The sequence below is a fragment of the Klebsiella sp. MPUS7 genome (genome assembly GCF_009905335.1).
Taxonomy (GTDB): Bacteria; Pseudomonadota; Gammaproteobacteria; order Enterobacterales; family Enterobacteriaceae; genus Klebsiella; species Klebsiella grimontii.
Genome location: NZ_CP047604.1, coordinates 3,234,068 through 3,253,987 on the forward strand (window position 1 = coordinate 3,234,068; position 19,920 = coordinate 3,253,987).

Annotated in this window: 19 protein-coding genes; 8 read left to right on the forward strand and 11 right to left on the reverse strand. The window is 55.5% G+C overall.

The annotated features are described in order from the left end of the window. Positions 1-66: 66 nt before the first annotated feature. The 4 genes from GUC22_RS15070 (at position 67) to osmB (ending at position 3,666) form a co-directional block, all read left to right on the forward strand. Positions 67-2,001, forward strand: coding sequence for an exoribonuclease II (locus GUC22_RS15070; RefSeq protein WP_131930137.1), 1,935 nt, complete (start codon positions 67-69; stop codon positions 1,999-2,001). A 177-nt stretch (positions 2,002-2,178) separates the two neighbouring features. Next, complete coding sequence (locus GUC22_RS15075; protein WP_004121231.1) at positions 2,179-2,361, forward strand: hypothetical protein; 183 nt, start codon at positions 2,179-2,181, stop codon at positions 2,359-2,361. A 72-nt stretch (positions 2,362-2,433) separates the two neighbouring features. Beyond that, on the forward strand, positions 2,434-3,183 hold the full coding sequence (locus tag GUC22_RS15080; RefSeq protein WP_024359422.1) for a DNA-binding transcriptional regulator YciT: 750 nt from the start codon (positions 2,434-2,436) through the stop codon (positions 3,181-3,183). 264 nt (positions 3,184-3,447) lie between these two features. After that, positions 3,448-3,666 carry an osmotically-inducible lipoprotein OsmB gene (gene osmB / locus GUC22_RS15085; protein WP_004139496.1) on the forward strand — a complete coding sequence of 73 codons (219 nt, stop codon included), beginning with the start codon at positions 3,448-3,450 and terminating at the stop codon, positions 3,664-3,666. Between the two features lie 97 nt (positions 3,667-3,763). On the opposite strand, the gene yciH is transcribed toward osmB, so the two are convergent. From yciH to pgpB, 5 genes are all read right to left on the reverse strand, one after another. Beyond that, positions 3,764-4,090, reverse strand: a complete 327-nt coding sequence (yciH, locus tag GUC22_RS15090) for a stress response translation initiation inhibitor YciH (RefSeq protein ID WP_004139508.1) — start codon at positions 4,088-4,090, stop codon at positions 3,764-3,766. Next, on the reverse strand, positions 4,090-4,827 hold the full coding sequence (gene pyrF, locus GUC22_RS15095) for an orotidine-5'-phosphate decarboxylase (protein WP_064342508.1): 738 nt from the start codon (positions 4,825-4,827) through the stop codon (positions 4,090-4,092). The genes yciH and pyrF overlap by 1 nt, the downstream gene beginning before the upstream one ends. Positions 4,828-5,019: 192 nt before the next feature. Then, a complete protein-coding gene (lapB, locus tag GUC22_RS15100) occupies positions 5,020-6,189 on the reverse strand; it encodes a lipopolysaccharide assembly protein LapB (protein ID WP_004139516.1) in 1,170 nt (389 codons plus the stop codon). A 6-nt stretch (positions 6,190-6,195) separates the two neighbouring features. Then, the gene (locus GUC22_RS15105) at positions 6,196-6,504 is read right to left on the reverse strand and encodes a LapA family protein (protein WP_004139517.1); all 309 of its coding nucleotides are present in this window, start codon (positions 6,502-6,504) and stop codon (positions 6,196-6,198) included. Between the two features lie 135 nt (positions 6,505-6,639). Continuing rightward, positions 6,640-7,407, reverse strand: coding sequence for a phosphatidylglycerophosphatase B (pgpB, locus tag GUC22_RS15110; RefSeq protein WP_049086276.1), 768 nt, complete (start codon positions 7,405-7,407; stop codon positions 6,640-6,642). A 161-nt stretch (positions 7,408-7,568) separates the two neighbouring features. On the opposite strand from pgpB, the gene ribA reads away from it, so the two are divergent. After that, entirely contained in the window at positions 7,569-8,159 is a 591-nt protein-coding gene (gene ribA / locus GUC22_RS15115; RefSeq protein ID WP_004139521.1) for a GTP cyclohydrolase II, read from the forward strand. A gap of 56 nt (positions 8,160-8,215) precedes the next feature. Here ribA and acnA read toward each other — a convergent pair whose 3' ends face one another. The 4 genes from acnA to topA all read right to left on the reverse strand — a co-directional run bounded on the left by acnA (position 8,216) and on the right by topA (position 15,599). After that, positions 8,216-10,888 carry an aconitate hydratase AcnA gene (acnA, locus tag GUC22_RS15120; protein WP_116943796.1) on the reverse strand — a complete coding sequence of 891 codons (2,673 nt, stop codon included), beginning with the start codon at positions 10,886-10,888 and terminating at the stop codon, positions 8,216-8,218. A gap of 395 nt (positions 10,889-11,283) precedes the next feature. After that, complete coding sequence (locus tag GUC22_RS15125; RefSeq protein WP_004139526.1) at positions 11,284-11,451, reverse strand: YmiA family putative membrane protein; 168 nt, start codon at positions 11,449-11,451, stop codon at positions 11,284-11,286. A gap of 245 nt (positions 11,452-11,696) precedes the next feature. Further along, positions 11,697-12,671 (reverse strand): HTH-type transcriptional regulator CysB, encoded by a 975-nt coding sequence (cysB, locus tag GUC22_RS15130; RefSeq protein ID WP_160183607.1) that lies wholly within the window; start codon positions 12,669-12,671, stop codon positions 11,697-11,699. Between the two features lie 330 nt (positions 12,672-13,001). Then, on the reverse strand, positions 13,002-15,599 hold the full coding sequence (gene topA / locus GUC22_RS15135; RefSeq protein ID WP_024359426.1) for a type I DNA topoisomerase: 2,598 nt from the start codon (positions 15,597-15,599) through the stop codon (positions 13,002-13,004). A 410-nt stretch (positions 15,600-16,009) separates the two neighbouring features. Between topA and GUC22_RS15140 the strand changes: the two genes are divergently transcribed. Continuing rightward, positions 16,010-16,261, forward strand: coding sequence for a YciN family protein (locus GUC22_RS15140; RefSeq protein ID WP_004101388.1), 252 nt, complete (start codon positions 16,010-16,012; stop codon positions 16,259-16,261). A 56-nt stretch (positions 16,262-16,317) separates the two neighbouring features. Here the strand turns inward: GUC22_RS15140 and sohB are convergent, their stop codons facing one another. Beyond that, positions 16,318-17,364, reverse strand: a complete 1,047-nt coding sequence (gene sohB / locus GUC22_RS15145; RefSeq protein WP_024359427.1) for a protease SohB — start codon at positions 17,362-17,364, stop codon at positions 16,318-16,320. Positions 17,365-17,618: 254 nt separating this feature from the next. On the opposite strand from sohB, the gene GUC22_RS15150 reads away from it, so the two are divergent. Together GUC22_RS15150 and cobO are read left to right on the forward strand one after the other, a co-directional pair. Beyond that, positions 17,619-18,380, forward strand: coding sequence for a YciK family oxidoreductase (locus GUC22_RS15150; RefSeq protein WP_004121257.1), 762 nt, complete (start codon positions 17,619-17,621; stop codon positions 18,378-18,380). Beyond that, a complete protein-coding gene (cobO, locus tag GUC22_RS15155; RefSeq protein WP_049086326.1) occupies positions 18,377-18,967 on the forward strand; it encodes a cob(I)yrinic acid a,c-diamide adenosyltransferase in 591 nt (196 codons plus the stop codon). The genes GUC22_RS15150 and cobO overlap by 4 nt, the downstream gene beginning before the upstream one ends. Here the strand turns inward: cobO and GUC22_RS15160 are convergent. Further along, positions 18,939-19,913, reverse strand: coding sequence for a helix-turn-helix transcriptional regulator (locus GUC22_RS15160; protein WP_024359429.1), 975 nt, complete (start codon positions 19,911-19,913; stop codon positions 18,939-18,941). The two genes, cobO and GUC22_RS15160, sit on opposite strands and share 29 nt — an antisense overlap. Between the last annotated feature and the right edge of the window lie 7 nt (positions 19,914-19,920).

Here is a 19,920-nt window from a genome sequence, read left to right on the forward strand (position 1 = left end):
CTTGCTGCGGCAGGCATATTCGCGTAAAAATGTCAGCCGCTCTTTTAGCCACGAAAATACGAAATTATGTTTCAGGACAACCCGCTGCTAGCGCAGCTTAAACAGCAACTGCATTCCCAGACTCCGCGCGTTGAAGGGGTCGTTAAGGGGACGGAAAAAGGGTTTGGCTTCCTCGAAGTCGACTCGCAGAAAAGCTATTTCATTCCGCCGCCGCAAATGAAAAAAGTGATGCATGGCGATCGTATTATCGCCGTGGTCAATACTGAAAAAGAACGCGAAAGCGCTGAACCGGAAGAACTGGTTGAGCCGTTCCTGACGCGTTTTGTCGGCAAAGTTCATAAAAAAGACGATCGTCTTTCTATCGTTCCTGACCATCCGCTGCTGAAAGATGCCATTCCCTGCCGCGCCGCGCGCGGCGTAGAGCATGATTTTAAAGAGGGTGACTGGGCCGTTGCCGAAATGCGCCGTCATCCGCTGAAAGGCGACCGTGGTTTCTACGCTGAGCTCACCCAGTACATTACCTACGGCGACGATCATTTCGTACCATGGTGGGTCACCCTGGCGCGTCACAATCTGGAAAAAGAAGCGCCGGACGGCGTGACGACCGAGATGCTTGATGAAGGTCTGGAACGCCGCGATTTAACGGAACTGGCTTTCGTGACCATCGATAGCGCCAGCACCGAAGATATGGACGATGCGCTGTACGTCGAGCAGAACGCTGACGGTAAACTGCACCTGACCGTCGCTATCGCCGATCCGACCGCCTGGATTGCCGAAGGCAGCAAGCTGGACAACACGGCGAAAATTCGCGCCTTTACCAACTATCTGCCTGGCTTCAACATTCCGATGCTGCCGCGCGAGCTCTCGGACGACCTCTGCTCTCTGCGCCCCAACGCGGTTCGCCCAGTGCTGGCCTGCCGCATGATCCTCGCTGATGACGGAACCATCGAAGACGATATTCAGTTCTTCGCGGCGACCATCGAGTCGAAAGCGAAGCTGGCCTACGATGATGTTTCCGACTGGCTGGAAAACAACGGCAGCTGGCAGCCGGACAGCGAGACCGTCGCCCGGCAAATTAAACTGCTGCAGGAGGTCTGCCTGCGTCGTAGCGAATGGCGTAAAAACCACGCGCTGGTGTTCAAAGACCGCCCGGATTATCGCTTTGTGTTGGGCGAAAAAGGCGAAGTGCTGGATATCGTTGCCGAACCGCGCCGCATCGCTAACCGTATCGTTGAAGAGTCAATGATCGCCGCCAACATCTGCGCCGCCCGCGTGCTGCGCGATAAGCTCGGTTTCGGCGTTTATAACGTGCATACCGGATTCGATCCGGCCAACACCGAACAGCTCGCGGCCTTACTGAAGACGCACGACGTGCACGTTGACCCGGTGGAAGTGCTGACGCTGGAAGGCTTCTGCAAGCTGCGTCGCGAGCTGGACGCGCAGCCGTCCGGTTTCCTCGACAGCCGTATTCGCCGCTTCCAGTCGTTTGCAGAAATTAGCACCGAGCCGGGCCCGCACTTCGGCCTCGGTCTTGAGGCCTATGCGACCTGGACCTCCCCGATCCGTAAGTACGGCGATATGATCAACCATCGTCTGCTGAAAGCGATTATTAAAGGGGAAGCGATCTCCCGTCCGCAGGATGATGTTGCGATACAAATGGCTGAACGCCGCCGCCTCAACCGCATGGCGGAGCGCGATGTCGGAGACTGGCTGTACGCCCGCTATCTGAATCCGCAGGCCGGTACCACTACCCGCTTTGCGGCTGAGATTATCGATGTCAGCCGCGGCGGCATGCGCGTGCGCCTGGTTGATAACGGCGCGGTTGCCTTTATCCCGGCGCCGTTCCTTCACGCCGTGCGCGATGAGCTGGTGTGCAGCCAGGAAAACGGCACCGTGCAGATTAAAGGCGAAGTCGTCTACAAAGTCACGGATGTTATCGATGTGACGATTGCCGAAGTCCGTATGGAAACCCGTAGCGTGATTGCGCGTCCTGCCGCCTGATAACTGCCCTGTGCGGCTCCCTTAAACGGAGCCGCATTTTTATCCCTTCCAGCTGTTTTTCTGCGCGTTGCCTACGAATCATCGTAGATGGATTAGTTTGTGCGTTTTTTTCGCTTCTCTTTTTCATCCGTTTTTAGCATCATTGATTTTATTCATATTTGTAACCAGGATAACGCCATGTCAGATCTGAATGCCCGCCTGCTCGCCCAACGAATCGATACCGTGCTGGATATTCTGGTTGCCGGGGATTATCACTCCGCGATCCATAATCTGGAAATCCTCAAAGCTGAGCTGCAGGCGCTTTCCAGCGACGAACAGGAAAATAAACCCGGTCAGCCTAAAGCCCCGTGGGAAATTTGATAATCTCCATCGCCGCAATCGGCCACCCAGGGCCGATCGCTCGCCCAAATAGCCCTTAACTGCGAAGTTGCTATGAACGCCCGACAACAAAGTATTTTGCAAATGGTCATCGACAAAGGCCGTATGAGCGTGGCCGATCTCGCGAAGATGACCGGTGTCTCTGAAGTCACCATTCGCCAGGATTTGAATTCACTCGAAAAGCAGAGCTATCTGCGCCGTACTCACGGCTTCGCCGTTCCGCTGGATAGCGAAGATGTGGAAACCCGCATGATGACCAACTTCGCCATTAAGCGAGAGCTGGCTGCGCGGGCCGCAACGCGCGTTTCGTCCGGAGAAACGGTGTTTATCGAGAACGGGAGCTGCAACGCCCTGCTCGCCCGTACGCTTGCCGAGCGCGGCGATATCACCATCATCACCGTCAGCAGCTATATTGCGCATCTGCTGAAAGAGACGCCCGGAGAAGTCATCCTGCTGGGCGGGATTTATCAAAAGCGCAGCGAAAGTATGGTTGGCCCACTGACCCGCCAGTTTATTCAGCAGGTCCACTTCAGCAAGGCCTTTATCGGCATTGACGGCTGGCAGGCTGAAACCGGATTTACCGGACGGGATATGATGCGCGCCGACGTGGTTAACGCGGTGCTGGAAAAGGGCTGTGAGGCGATTGTGCTGAGCGATAGCTCTAAATTTAACGTGGTTCATCCCTATCCGCTCGGGCCGATAGAACGGTTTAACCGTATTATCACCGACGATAATCTCAATGATGCCGTGCGCAGCCAGCTAATCGAATGCGGTTTAGCCGTCGATATCGTTAACCACCCCTGATCCTGCTCTTACTTTGCCGGGGCTGCCCGGCATCGCTATCGTCTGAGACTTTTCTGACACCTGAATTCAGACTTTTTACCTGCCTGAAAAATTTATAGAAAGTAGAATTAATGTTAGCGATATAACAGGGAGTAACTATCACCTGCGTGATTAGAGTAACACCTGCGCAACTAAAGCTTCATGGAATAACCCCTGAGCAAGAGTAACAAGCTATGCTTAAGGGAAGTTGTATCCATGAATAGATTATTCAGGAGAAAAAAAATGATGACTTCAATGAACAAAAAAATGGCCGCGGTAGTTCTGGCCGTCACTGTTGCAATGTCTCTGAGCGCTTGTTCTAACTGGTCTAAACGCGACCGCAACACCGCTATCGGCGCAGGCGCCGGTGCGCTGGGCGGTGCGGTATTAACTGACGGTAGCACCCTGGGCACCCTGGGCGGCGCGGCAGTCGGCGGTATTATCGGCCACCAGGTGGGTAAATAATATTAACCACGAACAATAATATGAAAGTTTATATTAGCTGACGAGTACACCAGCACAAAAATGAAGGCCACGATATTTATCGTGGCCTTATTATTAATTAACCGCCTGCCAGCTTAACTTTCATGCCTTTGGCTTCCAGAAGCGATTTGAGCAAGTCACGCTTATCGCCCTGAATCTCAATCACGCCATCCTTAACCGCTCCGCCGCAGCCGCATTTCTTTTTCAGCTCGGCAGCAAGCTTCGCCAGCGCGTCGTCACTTTCATCAATACCGCTAATCAGGCATACGCCCTTACCCTTACGACCACTGGTCTGCCGCTGTATACGTACGATACCGTCCCCTTTCGGGCGCGCTTGCGCCGGTTTGGGTTCATCAATACGGCCGCTGTCTGTTGAATACACCAGACGGCTGTTGGAATCGTTCATCATGCCCCCGTGTTCAACGATGCGTTAATGCCGCGCAGGGTGGCGGCAGGATCGGCAGACTGCGTTACCGGACGACCAATCACCATGTAATCAACCCCCGCCGCCTGCGCCTGTTCCGGCGTCATAATGCGCCGCTGGTCACCCGCATCGCTACCTTGTGGTCGAATGCCGGGCGTCACCAGCCTGAACGCCTGGCCCAGCTCTTGCTTAAAGCGAACCGCTTCCTGCGCCGAGCAGACTACGCCATCCAGTCCGCAGCGCTGGGTCAGCGCCGCCAGCTTCGCGGCGTAGTCAGCCGGAGTAAGCGTAATCCCCAGATCCTGCAGATCGCTGGCTTCCATGCTGGTTAATACCGTGACCGCAATCAGCAGCGGCGCCTCTTTTCCGAATGGCTGCAGGGCTTCACGCGCGGCGGTCATCATACGCGCGCCGCCGGAGGCATGAACGTTGACCATCCAGACGCCCAGCTCTGCCGCAGCGGCGACCGCACGCGCCGTGGTATTCGGGATATCGTGGAACTTCAGATCGAGGAAAACCTCAAAACCGCGCTGGTGCAGGTCGCGAACAAACTGCGGCCCCAGCAGGGTAAACATCTCTTTGCCCACCTTCAGGCGGCAGTCGCGCGGGTCGATACGGTCGACAAACGCCAGCGCTTTATCACGGTTATCATAATCGAGAGCAACGACGATGGGAGAGGATGTGACAACGCGGGAAGAAGATGTAGCAGTAGACGTCATGACCGGACCTTAATTGTTGATGAGCGCCGGTTCGGCGCAAAAAAGGTAAACGGGCAGCATTCTACCTGCGATAAGCCGAAAATAACAGGCTGCATTTCCCTTCCTGCCGGACGACGTGTGCGCCATAGCTGGAGGAGATGACGCAAATACCCACAAGTATGTTGTAACTAAAGTGCGGTTTTTTTTTTAAATTTACTGCCCGTCCAGTCCGCGAATGGGCTTAATCGTTGACCACGACCGGCAGGACGGACAGTGCCAGTACAGCGTATGAGCGGTAAAACCACACTTCTGGCAGCGGTAGCGCGGTTTGCTGCGGACCTGCTCGCCCACCATATGGCGCAGAACGCCCAGGCTCTCCTTCGCGCGCCCCTCTTCGGCTTCATTGATATGGTAGTCGATGAGCTTATGGAACACGCGCATCGTCGGATGGCGCTCCAGCTGGCGAGTCACGTAGTTTTGCGCGGACTCGGCACCTTCCCGCTGTTCAAGGATCTGCGCCAGCATCAGGTCGGCTGTCGCGCCGGTATTTTCCTCTGCGCAGCGGCGTAAAAAGGCTTCCCACTCGTCGATTTTACCCAACTGCTGGTAGCAGGTTTGCAGCATCTCCAGGGTTTCACCCACCAGCTCTTTATCCTGCTCAATCACCCGCTCAAGGCTCTCTACGGCTTTCGCATAGTCGCCCTTTTCCATCCAGACCCGGCCCATCATGATCGAGACGCGAGCGCTATTGCGGTCCGCGGCGGCGCCCTTCCTCAGCAGCGCCATCGCTTTGTCGAGATCGTTACCCGCCATTTGCTGCAGCGCCAGTTCACACCAGAAATTGGCGATTTCACCGCGATGCTTATCTTTGCCCAGCTTAACCAGACGTTCGGCCACTTCTATCGCCGACTGCCAGTCGCTGGTCGCCTGATAAATTTGCAGCAGCTGCTGCAGCGCGCTCAGGCGAAAATCCGTCTCGTCTACCAGCTGTTTAAACATCCCCTCAGCCCGGTCATAGAGCCCGGCGGCCATATAATCTCGCCCCAGCTGCTGGACGGCCAGCAGGCGCTGGTCGTAGGTTAACGAGGCGCTTTCCATTAAGCTCTGATGGATGCGAATAGCGCGGTCAACCTCACCGCGCGAGCGGAAGAGATTGCCCAGCGTAAGGTGGGCTTCGACGGTGCCGGTGTCCTCTTTCAGCATATCGAGGAACAGATCGACGGCTTTATCCTGCTGATTGCTCAGCAGGAAGTTAACCCCTGTTACGTAATCACGCGACAGACGGCTCGCATCGTCCTGTTTGGACTGTTGTGCACTTCTGCGCCCCATATACCAGCCATAGGCTGCGGCCACGGGCAAAAGCAGAAACAACAACTCCAGCATAAATGATTATTCCTTCACCGCAGGAACGCCGGCTTCGGCAGGCGTTGCGCTGGCTGGCGCGATCTGGTGCTCCAGACGTTTAATTTTACGCTCGGCGCGCGCCAGAGAGACGCGAACGCGCAGCCAGAAAAGGCCGCATATCAGCCAGCCGATAGCAAAACCGGCAGCAAAAAGCACGGCCAGCAGCGTCGAAATACGGAACTCACCCTGCGCGAGGAGATAGTTGAACGTGACCAACTGGTCATTCTGCGCGCCCAGGGTCACCGAAATGACGAAGATGGCTAACACCAGTAAGAAAATAAGAAAATATTTCACATGACTTCCCGTTCTGTGGGTTGCGCGAAAAAATCCCGCGTTCAGCCCTATAAAGTATCATTTTCGCCGCAGCGGTGAAATGGAAATGCATGACACCCGTTAAGGATATGCGGCCTGATACGGCTAATATCAACATTATTCCGGCGCTGCCGCCCTTTTTTTAATATCCTGCGCCTCTTCTCCCGGCGGCGATAGCGGCCCGCAGAACCGCTGGGCAAGCCAGGTCGCCAGGGTCACCAGCAGCCAGGAGATCAGCGTCGCGACGATCAGGTCCTGCGGCCAGTGCATGCCCAGCGCCAGGCGGCTTCCCATCACCGCCGTCGCCCACGTCAGCAGCAGCGCAATGGTGACCCAGCGACGGCGCGGCCACAGTAAGCCCACGCCGAGCAGCGCCCAGCTGGCGGCGAACATCGTATGGCCAGAAGGGAAAGCGAAGCCGGTCTCTTTTTGCCAGTGCTTACGCAAAAATTTAGGAATCTGCTGCTCTTGCGCCAGCTGTTCATGCACCAGTTTAGCGCGATCTTTGCGTTTCAACGCGTAGAATTGCGTGACCGGCACCTGCCGCGTCTGTTCCAGCCAGATAACAAAGGGACGAGGCTCCTGTACGCGGTCTTTGAGCCACGACTTCATCCCCTGCCCAACCAGTATCGCTGCGGCCAAAATGAGAAACAGCACTATCGCCGCTCGCAGACGAAAACGCAGGCACCACAGAAACCAGGCACATAAGATAACGTGCGTGATAATCCCCCAGGGTTGCGTCACCGTTTCAGTTATCCAGTACAGCAGCTTCATCGCTCCTGCCGACAGCCCCGGATGCCATTTCCAGCCGGTAATCCAAATCACAGCGGGCATGATTAATAACAGGGCCGCGCCAACGGCGGTTCGTCTGGCAATCAACAGCATCTCGTCTCCTTTTCATTGACCTCAATATCATAACGGAAAGTAGTTCGTTTGTGCGCTTTGCGCGCAGGTAACCCTACGCAATTAGGAGAACGTCGCGCCATTGTGGCAAAATAGCGGCAAACAGAAGCACAGTCAGGTGCTGATAGAATCTGGAGAATCACATGCAGCTTAAACGTGTGGCAGAAGCCAAACTGCCAACCCCATGGGGCGATTTTCTCATGGTGGGTTTTGAAGAACTGGCAACCGGGCAGGATCACGTCGCGCTGGTCTTTGGCGATATTTCGGGGCAATCCCCGGTTCTGGCTCGCGTACACTCTGAGTGTTTAACGGGCGACGCCCTTTTCAGCCTGCGCTGTGATTGCGGATTTCAACTGGAAGCGGCGCTGTCGCATATTGCCGAAGAGGGACGCGGCATCCTGCTGTACCACCGTCAGGAAGGGCGCAATATCGGCCTGCTGAACAAAATCCGCGCCTACGCTTTACAGGATCAAGGCTATGACACCGTTGAAGCCAACCATCAGCTGGGCTTTGCCGCCGATGAGCGCGATTTCACGCTGTGCGCAGATATGTTTAAGCTGCTCAACGTCGACCAGGTACGCCTGCTGACCAACAACCCGAAGAAGGTCGAGATCCTCACTGAAGCGGGAATCAATATTGTGGAGCGCGTGCCGCTGATTGTGGGGCGCAACCCGAAAAATGCCCACTATCTGGACACCAAGGCCGCCAAAATGGGGCACCTGCTGAGTCAGTAATGCCGTTGAAAATGAAGGGCCAGCCTGTGCTGGCCCTTTTTATATCAGACGCGACTTTACAGCATATTGCGGATCACATAGTGCAAAATACCGTCGTTCTGATAGTAGGTCAGCTCCGTCGCGGTATCGATACGGCAGCGGCAATCAATCACTTCCTGCCGACCATCCGCGCGGGTCAGCGTGACCGGCACCGTCATACCTGGCTGCAAAGCCTGCAGGTTGCTGATATCTATCCGCTCCTCGCCGTTTAGCCCCAGCGTTTTGCGCGTCATCCCCTGCGGAAACTCCAGCGGCAGGATCCCCATGCCAATCAGGTTGGAGCGGTGGATACGCTCGAAGGACTCGGCAATCACCACCCTGACGCCGAGCAGACGCGGTCCTTTAGCCGCCCAGTCGCGGCTGGAGCCGGAACCGTACTCTTTGCCTGCGATCACCGCCAGCGGCGTGCCCTCTTCTTTGTAGAGCATGGCGGCATCGTAAATAGCGATCGGCTGAGTATCCGGAAGATGACGAGTCATCCCCCCTTCCACGCCGGGGACCATTTCGTTACGAATACGAATATTGGCAAACGTCCCGCGCATCATGACTTCGTGGTTGCCGCGACGGGAGCCGTAGGAGTTAAAATCAATACGTTCGACGCCGTGATTTTGCAGATAACGGCCCGCAGGGCTATCGGCTTTGATGCTGCCCGCCGGGGAGATATGGTCGGTGGTAACCGAGTCGCCCAACATGGCGAGAATGCGCGCGCCGTGAATATCCTCTACCGGTTTAGGCTCAACGCCCATTTCATCAAAGAATGGCGACAGGCGGATGTAGGTGGAATCATTCTGCCAGTCGTAGGTATCAGAGCGATCCACTTTTATCGCCTTCCACTCGGCGGTCCCTTCAAACACTTCGGCATACTCTTTGCGGAACATCTCCGTTGATACCTGCTCAACCGCTTGCGCCACTTCGATTCCGCTCGGCCAGATATCTTTCAGATACACCGGCTGGCCGTCTTTCCCCGTGCCTAACGGCTCACGGGTCAGGTCGAGATTCATATTCCCCGCCAGGGCGTAGGCGACCACCAGCGGCGGCGAAGCCAGCCAGTTGGTTTTTACCAGCGGATGAATGCGTCCCTCAAAGTTGCGGTTCCCGGAGAGCACCGCCCCGACGGTCAGATCGCCCTGCTTGATGGCACGCTCAATCGGGTCAGGTAATGGGCCTGAGTTACCGATACAGGTGGTACAGCCATAACCGACCAGGTTAAAGCCCAGCTCATCCAGCCAGGGCGTCAGCTTTGCGTGGGCCAGATAGTCGGAAACGACCTTCGATCCGGGCGCCAGCGACGCTTTCACCCACGGCTGCGGTTTCAGACCCCGCTCAACGGCTTTTTTGGCCAGCAAGCCGGCGGCCATCAGGACGCTGGGGTTTGACGTGTTAGTACAGGAGGTGATAGCGGCAATCACCACCGCCCCGTCAGGCAGCGAATACTGCTGTCCGTTGAGCGTATAGTCGATTGGCCGTTTATCTTTCTGCGCGTGGTTGACTTCAAGCTCGGTGCTGGCGGCAAAGGCCTGGGGAACATCGCCGAGCGCTACGCGGTCCTGCGGGCGCTTCGGTCCGGCAAGGCTCGCTTCGACGCTGCTCATATCCAGCGCCAGGATGCTGGTGAATACCGGCTCATCTCCGGGCTGACGCCACATACCCTGCGCTTTCGCATAGGCCTCCACCAGCGCCACCTGCTCTTCGCTGCGCCCGGTAAGGCGCATATAGTCAAGCGTAACCGCGTCAATCGGAAAGAAGCCGCAGGTCGCGCCATACTCCGGCGACATATTGGCGATCGTCGCGCGGTCCGCCAGCGGCAGCGAATCAAGGCCGTCGCCGTAGAATTCAACAAACTTACCAACGACGCCGTGTTTGCGCAGCATCTGGGTCACCGTCAGGACCAGGTCAGTCGCGGTAATGCCTTCACGAAGCTTGCCGCTCAGTTTAAAGCCGACGACGTCCGGTATTAGCATGGATACCGGCTGCCCCAGCATCGCGGCTTCTGCTTCAATACCGCCGACGCCCCAGCCCAGGACGCCTAAACCGTTAATCATCGTGGTATGGGAATCGGTGCCGACCAGGGTGTCGGGAAAAGCCACCCACTCGCCGTTTTGCTGTTCGCTCCACACCGCCCGTCCAAGGTATTCGAGGTTTACCTGGTGGCAAATACCGGTACCCGGCGGTACCACGCTGAAGCGGCTAAATGCCTGCTGCCCCCAGCGCAAAAAGACGTAGCGCTCATGGTTGCGCTCCATCTCCAGTCGGACGTTCTCTTCAAAAGCATCATCGTCGCCAAAGCGGTCGACGGTGACCGAGTGGTCAATCACCAGGTCGACGGGCGAAAGCGGGTTCACTTTAGCGGTATCGCCGCCCAGGCGTTTGACCGCTTCGCGCATCGCCGCCAGGTCCACCACGGCGGGAACCCCGGTAAAGTCCTGCATCAGAACGCGCGCCGGACGGTAGGCGATCTCCCTGTCAGCATGGGCATGCTTCAGCCATCCGGCCAGGGCATGAATATCTTCGGCGGTCACGGAATCACCGTCTTGCCAGCGCAGCAGGTTTTCCAGTAGCACTTTGAGCGATTTGGGCAAGCGCGAGAGATCGCCCAGTTGTTTGGCGGCCAGCGGTAAGCTGTAGTAATGCCAGGTTTTATCTTTAACCTGTAGCGTATCCTTGCTGGCTGCTCGTAGGGTTGACGACATAGCTCCTCCTTTACCTTAGGGATAGCATCCCCTGATCCTCCTCAGGGTCATTATTAAATGATAACACATCTTTGATGTAACATTTTGATAACAACCCAAATTGCTAAAATAGGCTTAACGCATAAAGACAGGAAATTTGAATAATGAGGGCGGATATATTGAGAAGGATTGAAGAAGACAGGTGTGTATCGGCGACCGTGGCGTATTAGTACACAAGTACAAAGAAGAACTAATCGCCATTATTCTGGCGATTAGTTCAATAGCGTAAATTTATCGAGCGAGTGTAAAAAGGGAAAAATTATATCCTCCTTATTGCCGCTATTTTATCCGATGGAATATTACTCAATATTTCACTTGTCATAAAAATGACACAACCATTTTGACTGGAAGGTGCTCTAGCTTAGAAACCAAACGTTGCAGACAACCAGAGCAATGACGCTCCAGAACATCGCAAGCCCAAGGATAACGGCGCTCCAGGCCTTACTTCTCAAAACCGGATCTATCTCAGTCTTGTCACGTTCCTGTGACATCGCAAACTTCATATAATCGATATCACTAATCATTTTTTCACCACCAATCGCTAAGAATTTCTAACCACAGATAAATCTTAATTATGGATTGGCTATTAATCCAGTGAATTCGCTTCCCGGAAGATATCTTTGCTCATTAATTTGATCGCGGCAGGTATATTTGCAAATGTGGTACGAGGAGTTAACGAAAATTGTGATTCAGACGAGGTTTAGATATTCATTTTCAGGTCATTATAGGTTTTGGCATCCCCGAGAGGATGCCATTATTTTTTCTGCGGTTATTTTCCCGGTAATTTAATATCTTTGAACATCGCTTCGATATCTTCATTTGAGCGCAAAGCGACGGCGGTATCGACTACATCCCGCGTCAGATGCGGCGCAAATCGTTGAATAAAATCATACATATAGCTTCGCAAGAAGGTGCTGCGCCGGAAACCTATTTTCGTGGTGCTGTGGCTGAAAATACCGTTGGCGTCGAGCTTGACCAGGTCCGGGTCGGAAACCGGATCCACCGCCATACTGGCAATCACCCCTACCCCAAGGCCCAGACGCACGTAGGTTTTAATCACATCGGCGTCGGTGGCGGTGAAAACGATGCGCGGCGTTAAGCCAGCGCGATTAAAGGCGGTATCCAGCTCGGAACGACCGGTGAAGCCGAAGGTGTAAGTCACCAACGGATACTGCGCCAGCTCCTCAATCGATACCGACTCGCGCGAGGCCAGCGGGTGCTCTGGCGTGACGACCACGGAGCGGTTCCAGTGATAGCACGGCAGCATGACCAAATCATCATAGAGATGGAGCGCTTCGGTCGCGATAGCGAAGTCGGCATTGCCTTTCGACACCGCCTCGGCGATTTGCGTTGGCGACCCCTGATGCATGTGCAAGGAGACGCGGGGGTAGCGTTCGATAAAGCCTTTAATCACGCCCGGCAACGCGTAGCGGGCCTGAGTGTGGGTAGTCGCAACGTACAGGGAGCCCTTGTCTGGCCAGGTATGCTCACCCGCCACCGACTTGATCGCATCCACCTTCGATAAGACCTCGCGAGCGATGCGTATGATCTCCTGGCCTGCGGGAGTCACCTGGGTGAGATGTTTGCCGCTGCGGGCGAAAATCTGAATGCCCAGCTCATCTTCCAGCATGCGAACCTGCTTGCTGATGCCCGGCTGTGAGGTATACAGACCTTCGGCAGTCGAGGAGACGTTCAGATTATGGTTAACAACCTCAACGATATAGCGGAGCTGCTGTAGTTTCATGGCTGATATCCGATAGCACGTAAAATAAACCCGCTTAATACATTTTACGCTCAGGTCACTTGCCGGCGGGCGGATTGCCCCGCCCAAGCCTGCGACTCGCCGTGTCGGCGCCACAACGTATCCTGAAGACGATGATGTATAAGACGATAAGATAATAAAAAAGAGATTAGCTATAACCACTATATCATTTATATCTACAGTGTATAGATACTAACAAAAAATAATAAGTCGGTTATAAGGCGAGAGACGATACAGAATAAATCTTGGATATCAGCAACATGCAGTGTTAAAAAAGGGCCGCGACGCGGCCCTTATTTCCGGTGATAGCAGTTACTTCTTCGCTTCAGTCCATTTGCCGTCAATATAGAAAGCTGACCAGCCGGTGGCTTTACCCTCTTTCTCTGACGCAACGTACTGCTGCTTAGTTTTACGACTAAAACGCACCATCGTTTTGTTGCCTTCCGGATCCTGCTGCGGCGCATCGGCCAGATAGCGCAGCTTCTCGGCCAGGCGGTCGCGGAAGCGGTACAGCTCTTCCACGAGCGGCGCGCGGGTTTCGCGCGATTTCGGGAAGGTGTTCGCGGCCAGGAAAACGCCCGCCGCGCCATCGCGCAGAACAAAGTAGGCGTCCGATTTCTCGCACGGCAGCTCCGGCAGCGGCACAGGATCTTCTTTCGGCGGCGCCACTTCCCCGTTACGCAGGATCTTACGGGTGTTTTTACACTCGTCGTTGGTGCAGGCCATATACTTACCAAAACGCCCCATCTTCAGGTGCATTTCAGAGCCACATTTCTCACACTCAACGATCGGGCCATCATAGCCCTTAATGCGGAACTCGCCCTCTTCAATCTCGTAGCCATCGCAGGTCGGGTTATTACCGCAGACGTGCAGCTTGCGCTTAGGATCGATGAGATAGCTGTCCATCGCCGTGCCGCATTTTTTACAGCGGCGTTTGGCGCGCAGCGCGTTGGTTTCAGCGTCCTCGCCTTCCAGCACGTTGAGAACTTCGTTTTCCGGCACCAGGTTAATGGTAGTTTTGCAGCGCTCTTTTGGCGACAGCGCATAGCCCGAACAGCCGAGGAAGACGCCGGTGCTGGCGGTGCGGATCCCCATCTTGCGCCCGCAGGTTGGGCAGTCGATGGTGGTCAGAACCATTGGGTTCGGCTGCATGCCGCCCTCTTCCGGATCTTTCTCCGCCGTTTGCAGCTGCGAGGTGAAGTCTCCGAAGAAGTTATCGAGAACCTGTTTCCATTCGGCCTGATGGTTGGCCACCTGGTCGAGGCGGTCTTCCATCTGCGCGGTGAAATCGTAGTTCATCAGATCGCGGAAGTTCTCTTCCAGACGATCGGTGACGATCTCGCCCATTTTTTCCGCATAAAAACGACGGTTTTCCACCCGCACATAGCCGCGATCCTGAATGGTCGAAATGATCGACGCATAGGTGGACGGGCGGCCGATGCCGCGTTTTTCCAGCTCTTTAACCAGCGAGGCTTCGCTAAAACGCGCCGGCGGCTTGGTAAAGTGCTGCGCGGGCGTCAGCTCGACCAGGCTCAGGCTTTCGCCCTTGTTGACCAGCGGTAAAGTACGATCTTCATCGCCTTTACGCAGGGCTGGCATCACTTTGGTCCAGCCGTCAAAGCGCAGCGTACGACCGCGCGCTTTCAGTTTGAAATCGCCGGCTTTCACCGTCAGGGTGGTGGAGTCGTACTGCGCTGGCGTCATCTGACAGGCGACAAACTGGCGCCAGATCAGCTGATACAGTTTCTGCGCATCAGATTCCATATCTTTTAACGTTTCGGCCAGCACGTTGACATCGGAAGGACGAATCGCTTCGTGCGCTTCCTGGGAGTTTTCTTTGCTGGCGTACTGGTTAGCGCTTTCCGGCAGATATTTCTTACCGAAGTTATCGCCAATATAGCCGCGCACCATATTCAGCGCGTCCTGGCTCAGGTTCGTGGAATCGGTACGCATATAGGTAATATGCCCCGCTTCGTAGAGGCGCTGCGCCATCATCATGGTTTTCTTCACGCCGAAGCCAAGACGCGTGCTGGCGGCCTGCTGGAGCGTGGAGGTGATAAACGGCGCGCCCGGCTTGCTGCTGGTCGGCTTGTCTTCACGCTCCAGCACGCTGTAGCTGGCTTTCTCAAGCAGCGCAACCGCTGCCATGGTTTCATCACGGCTCACCGGACGGAACGGCTTATCGCCGCTGTGGGTCACCTGCAGCGGTAACGCATCGCCGCCTGGCGTCGTAGTGCTGGCGTCAACTTCCCAGTACTCTTCCGGAACAAACGCCTTAATCTCACGCTCGCGTTCAACCACCAGACGTACGGCAACCGACTGGACGCGGCCTGCGGACAGACCACGGGCAATTTTTTTCCACAGCAGCGGAGAAACCATGTAACCCACCACACGGTCCATAAAACGGCGCGCCTGCTGAGCGTTAACACGGTCAATATTCAGTTCGCCCGGCTTTTCGAAAGCCTGACGGATAGCATTCTTGGTGATCTCATTGAACACTACGCGGCTATAGCGCTGTTCATCACCGCCGATAACTTCCCGCAGGTGCCATGCGATGGCCTCCCCTTCGCGGTCAAGGTCGGTTGCGAGATAGATGTGGTCAGCTTTTTCCGCCAACTGTTTGAGTTCGGAAACAACCTTTTCTTTACCCGGGAGTATTTCATAGTGCGCATCCCAGTCATGCCATGGGTCCACGCCCATACGGTTGACCAGAGCGCCGCGTTCATCCTTCTTAGGCTTTTTAGCCCCTTTGGTGGAGGTAGAGTCGGCGCTCTTTTTGGAAGCTGAGCCACTGGTCGGCAAATCGCGGATATGACCGACGCTGGACTTAACCACGTAGTCATTACCCAGATACTTATTGATCGTTTTGGCTTTTGCCGGGGACTCAACGATAACGAGAGCTTTACCCATATTCACCTTTACCTAATTTGATTCATCCAGGAATACATCGCACATTGATTCACCATCCACTGGCGACACGTCACAACCTATGTTGCGTCGTTATCGATGGATATCAACCCTTTGCACCGGTTTCAGGTCCATAAAACCAGATAGCTGAGTTTGCTGGCTTTTTCTTGCCAGGCGACATAGCACGAATAATTTTTGGCCGAATGTCAAGCAAATCTGTTGCCAGATCGCTGAAAGCGTCACACTGTACCTGATAAAATTCGTTACGCAACTTTATTAGCATGCAAAAGCAAATCCCGCCACTAAACTGATGTTTATTAAGCTCCTGCGATTACCCCCATAAGATCCATGGAAAATTTGCCCCTCGTCGCCGTGCGGCGTAGACTAGCCGCGAAGAATCACAGGAGGCATTTATGCAAGGTACAACCCAACCCATCGATCGCCAGACGCTTCTGGAAAAAGCCAATAAACTCATTCGCGAACATGAAGATACGTTAGCCGGGATCGAGGCCACCGACGTCGTTCAGCGTAACGGCGTGCTGGTGTTCAGCGGCGAGTTTTATCTTGATGAGCAGGGTCTGCCAACGGCGAAGAGTACGGCGGTATTCAATATGTTTAAATATCTCGCGCACGAGCTGTCTGATAAGTATCACCTGGCGGATTAACCGCCGCGCGCAGGGCCAATACGACAACGCGAGGCCCATGCCTCGCGTTGTTTTGTTTACATCAGCGGCTTTTGCCCGCGCTGCCACCAGCGCAGCAGCAGTTTATCGGCGCTTTCCGCCGCGCTGCCGGTAAACCGGTCGAGCATTTTCTTACGCTGCTGGTAGCGCACGCTGATAACCTCATGCTTGTCCATCAGGCCCAGCAGAAGTTCATCGCTGGTTTCCACAGCGTCAACAAGGCCTTTTTCCAGCGCCTGAACGCCATACCAGTGTTCACCCGTCGCTACCTGCTCGATATCCAGCTCAGGGCGCATCCGGTGGACAAAGTCTTTGAAGAGTCGATGGGTATCGTTGAGATCTTCGCGGAATTTCTGGCGCCCTTCTTCGGTATTTTCGCCCAGCATCGTCAGGGTACGTTTGTACTGCCCGGCCGTATGCAGCTCAATGTCGATGTCCTTGTTCTTAAGAAAACGATTGATGTTGGGGATCTGCGCCACAACGCCAATAGAGCCAAGGATAGCGAACGGCGCGCTGACGATTCTGTTCGCCACGCAGGCCATCATATAGCCGCCGCTGGCCGCAACTTTATCTACCGCGACCGTTAACGGGATTTGTTTGTCGCGCAGACGCTGCAGCTGTGAAGCGGCAAGGCCGTAGCCGTGGACCACGCCGCCGGGGCTTTCAAGGCGAATCACCACCTGGTCGCGCGCTTTTGCCGCCGCCAGAACGGCGGTGATCTCTTCGCGCAGGCTGCTGACTTCGTGGGCATCCATACTGCCTTTAAAATCCAGCACCCAGGCGCGCGGTTTAGCGTCCGGCTCGGGGGTTCCCAGCTTTGCCCGCGCCTTTGCCGCTTTTGCTTCCTGCTTGAGCTTTTTCTTTTGCGCTTTATGCCACAGCTTCTGCTGCGGCCCATCGAGCAACGAAGCCGCCAGCTCTTCCTTCATCTCCTTATATTGCTCGCTAAGATTGGTTACCCGCAGCTCGCCGCGCTGTTTTTTGCGCTGAGTCAGGTTAACAATAATGGCGACGATAACCGCAATTGCGACAACGATGGTCGCGATTTTGGCCAAAAACAGGCCATATTGAGCAAGTAATTCCACGTTTTCACCTTGTGTAAACCGCTGACGTTGGCGCACAGTGTACATCAGCCGTCGGCGAGAAGTCTTTGTGCTTTGTGTCGCGTGCGAGGCGCCTTCCTGTTTTTTTCAGCGACGATGAAATCGTTGCAAGATATTAATTCCGCGAAGAGTTTCCGTTTCGCCGATTGCAATAGCGGGCGCTTTCAGGCATAAAGCGCAAAAGTGAAATACCGAATAGCAAGCGCGATCGCCTGCCGATCGCCCGAGGAGTCGCCGTGCACTATCAACCGCAACGTCACCTGTTACAGGATCGCATCATCCTGGTTACCGGCGCCAGCGATGGCATAGGCCGTGAAGCCGCCCTGACCTATTCCCGCTATAGCGCCAGCGTTATCCTGGTCGGCCGTAATGAAGAGAAGCTGCGCAGCGTTGCGCACGAGATTCAGCAAGCGGGCGGCATTCCCGCCCGCTGGTTCACTCTCGACCTGTTAACCTGCACGCCGCAGGAGTGCCAACAGCTGGCGCAGAAGATCGCCATCCACTATCCGCGCCTCGACGGTGTACTACACAACGCGGGTCTGCTGGGCGATGTCTGCCCGATGGATCGGCAAAAGCCGGAAGTATGGCAGCAGGTCATGCAGGTAAACGTGAACGGCACCTTTATGCTCACCCAGGCGCTGCTTCCTTTATTACTTAAATCCGAATCGGGTTCGCTGGTCTTTACCTCCTCCAGCGTCGGCCGTCAGGGGCGCGCCAACTGGGGCGCTTATGCCGCATCTAAATTCGCCACCGAAGGCATGATGCAGGTGCTGGCCGAAGAGTATCAGAGCCGTCATCTGCGGGTTAACTGCATCAACCCCGGCGGCACGCGCACCAAAATGCGCGCCAATGCCTTCCCAACGGAAGATCCGCAAAAATTGAAAACCCCCGCTGATATCATGCCGGTTTACCTGTGGCTGATGGGCGACGACAGCCGCCGTAAGACGGGAATGACTTTTGACGCCCAGCCGGGCCGCAAACCAGGAATCGCACAATGAGTGATGAACGCCACCGCGAACGCCAGCAGCGGGTAAAAGAGAAAGTTGACGCTCGCGTCGCCGCCGCGCAGGAAGAACGCGGCATCGTGATCGTGTTTACCGGTAACGGTAAAGGCAAAACCACCGCCGCTTTTGGCACCGTTACCCGCGCCGTCGGGCACGGTAAAAAAGCCGGCGTCGTGCAGTTTATTAAAGGCACCTGGCCAAACGGCGAGCGCAACCTGCTCGAGCCGCACGGCGTCGAATTTCAGGTGATGGCGACCGGTTTTACCTGGAATACGCAGGATCGCGAAAGCGACACCGCCGCCTGCCTTTCAGTCTGGGAGCACGGGCGCCGAATGCTGGCCGATGAAAGCCTCGACCTCGTTTTGCTGGACGAGCTCACCTATATGGTGGCCTACGACTACCTGCCTCTGGAAGAGGTGCTTACCGCGCTGCGCAACCGCCCGGCGCACCAGACGGTCATTATCACCGGCCGCGGCTGCCACCGTGAAATTACCGAACTGGCCGATACCGTTAGCGAACTGCGTCCGGTTAAGCACGCCTTCGATGCCGGGATCAAGGCGCAGATAGGGATCGACTACTAGCGGCCAGCCGCTCGAGCAGCCCATGATTGAGCGGCAGGCACAGGCAATCCTCCCCCAGCGCCAGCTCGCTTTCGGGAATATTTTGCCGCGAGACGAAGCGCTTACGGTATTCGGTTGGCGTGACGCCGCAGTATTTATTAAAGGCGGCAATTAGAGACTTGTGCTCCTGAAAGCCGCAGCTGTGGCTGATCTCAGTGATTGGCGTGCGCGTATCGCGCAGCAGAGTGCGGGCTTTGTTTAGCCGCACCAGCGTCAGGTACTCTTTAAAATTATAGCGGCTCACTTTTTTGAACAACCGCGAAAACCAGGAGTAGCTCATCCCGCTATGGCAGGCGACCTCGCTCAGGGTCAGCGGCTGATCAAAGTGTTGATTGATAAAATCAATGCCTTTTTTGATCATCGCCTCGTCGCGCAGCGAGCTTTCGCCGCGCCGCGTCGGCTTTCCGGCGCAGACGACCGCATCCAGCAGCAGATAAATCGCCGCGATGCGCTGAAACGGCGCGTGGTTATCGATTAGCTGTTCCAGTAGCCTCGCCAGCCGGAGGTGCACCTCACTGTCTGCCGTAGAGTAAGATCGTCCGCAGGTATTCCAGTCCAGCTGCGGCGAGGGATGAAGCTCATCAAACAGGCCGGGTGAAAACTGGACGGTGACCAGCTGGCTGCCCGCCTCCTCCGCGCTAAGCGAATGGACCTCTTCGGCATTGATGTACAGCATATCCCCCTGCGTAAGCTCCAGGCTCTGCTGGCCGACAGAGAGCGTAAATCGCCCCGCCAGCACGGTAATCAGCTCCGGAGCCGGATGCCAGTGAGGCTCGCAGTAGCGAACCTCCGCGGCAAACACGTTCAGCTTCTCCGCATCAAAGGCAATCAGCTCGTAGCCGCTGTTCACCGTCTGTCGGCCGGTCTGGCTGACCGAACGAGGATGAGTCACTGAAAAAGGGAACATGCGCACT